The 1223-nt window shown below is 61.9% G+C and carries 4 protein-coding genes; all 4 read right to left on the bottom strand.

The features are described from left to right. A partial coding sequence (locus X738_RS80610) for an AMP-binding protein (RefSeq protein ID WP_156942799.1) occupies positions 1–376 on the bottom strand: 376 nt, incomplete at its 3' end. After that, positions 270–659, bottom strand: a complete 390-nt coding sequence (locus X738_RS89670; RefSeq protein ID WP_156942800.1) for an AMP-binding protein — start codon at positions 657–659, stop codon at positions 270–272. The genes X738_RS89670 and X738_RS80610, both read right to left, overlap by 107 nt. Continuing rightward, a complete protein-coding gene (locus tag X738_RS88675) occupies positions 589–897 on the bottom strand; it encodes an AMP-binding protein (RefSeq protein ID WP_023804304.1) in 309 nt (102 codons plus the stop codon). The genes X738_RS89670 and X738_RS88675 overlap by 71 nt, the downstream gene beginning before the upstream one ends. Then, complete coding sequence (locus tag X738_RS0145515; RefSeq protein WP_031257210.1) at positions 866–1222, bottom strand: AMP-binding protein; 357 nt, start codon at positions 1220–1222, stop codon at positions 866–868. Before X738_RS0145515 ends, X738_RS88675 begins: the two co-directional genes overlap by 32 nt. Position 1223: the final 1 nt, after the last annotated feature.

Consider the following 1223-nt stretch of genomic DNA (forward strand, 5'->3'; position numbering starts at 1 on the left):
CCGCCCCGAACGGCACCGGCGCGCCATGACCGTCCAGAAGATACAACCGCGTGTTCGCAATCGGACGCCCGATCGGGAGCCGGCCAAACGTCTCATCAATCGCGGTAATCTCGCAGACTGTCGCAAAGGTCGTCGTCTCGGTCGGACCGTAGCAGTGCAAGAGATGCTGCGGTCGGCTCCCACTCAAGACCCGTGCTACTGCCGCCACATCAACCGCATCACCGCCGACCAATAGCAACCGCAAGCTTGCCAGCGCCGGGCCTAAATCATCAGCGCTCTGGCTGAACAACCCAGCTGTCAGATGCAGGACGGTAATGCCATGCTGCTGAACCAGACGGCGCAGCACCTCTGGCTGCAGCACATNCATCAACCGCATCACCGCCGACCAATAGCAACCGCAAGCTTGCCAGCGCCGGGCCTAAATCATCAGCGCTCTGGCTGAACAACCTAGCTGTCAGATGCAGGACGGTAATGCCATGCTGCTGAACCAGACGGCGCAGCACCTCTGGCTGCAGCACATCGATTTGTGGAATCACAACCAGGCTTGAACCGTGTAGCAGCGGTGCCCACACTTCCAGGGTACTGATATCAAACGCGNTCAAACGCGGGATTGCCCCCCCACGCCACACGATCACTCGAGCTGAACTGCGCATAGCCATTGTTGATGACGAGCCGGTTGACCGCACGGGGAGCAACAACAACCCCCTTGGGAAGGCCGGTCGAGCCGGACGTGTACATCACGTAAGCGGCAGCCTCGGCGCTCAATGCCAGGCCAGGATCGGCACTAGACCCTGCTCCGGTCATGAGCGGCTCAATCGCCAGAACAGGGATTGTCACCTCAAGCAGATCATCATCGTCACTCTCGCTAAGCACCAGGCGCGCAGCACAATCGGCCATCAGCCATTCTNGTCACCTCAAGCAGATCATCATCGTCACTCTCGCTAAGCACCAGGCGCGCAGCACAATCGGCCATCAGCCATTCTTGTCGCGCAGATGGAAGAGCGCGATCGATCGGCACATACACTCCGCCCGCCTTCAGGATCGCCAGCTGCGCCACCACAAGGGCGACGGAGCGGTCCAGCACTGTCGCAACGCGATCCCCGGCCCTCACCCCGAGCGCGATCAGATGATGCGCCAGCCGGTTGGCCCGCGCGTTGAGCTCGCCATAGCTCAGGCGCTCGTCCTCATGGACCACCGCCACCGCCCCCGGCGCCTGGCGCACC

This window comes from Mesorhizobium sp. L48C026A00 (assembly GCF_000502375.1).
Lineage (GTDB): Bacteria > Pseudomonadota > Alphaproteobacteria > Rhizobiales > Rhizobiaceae > Mesorhizobium > Mesorhizobium muleiense.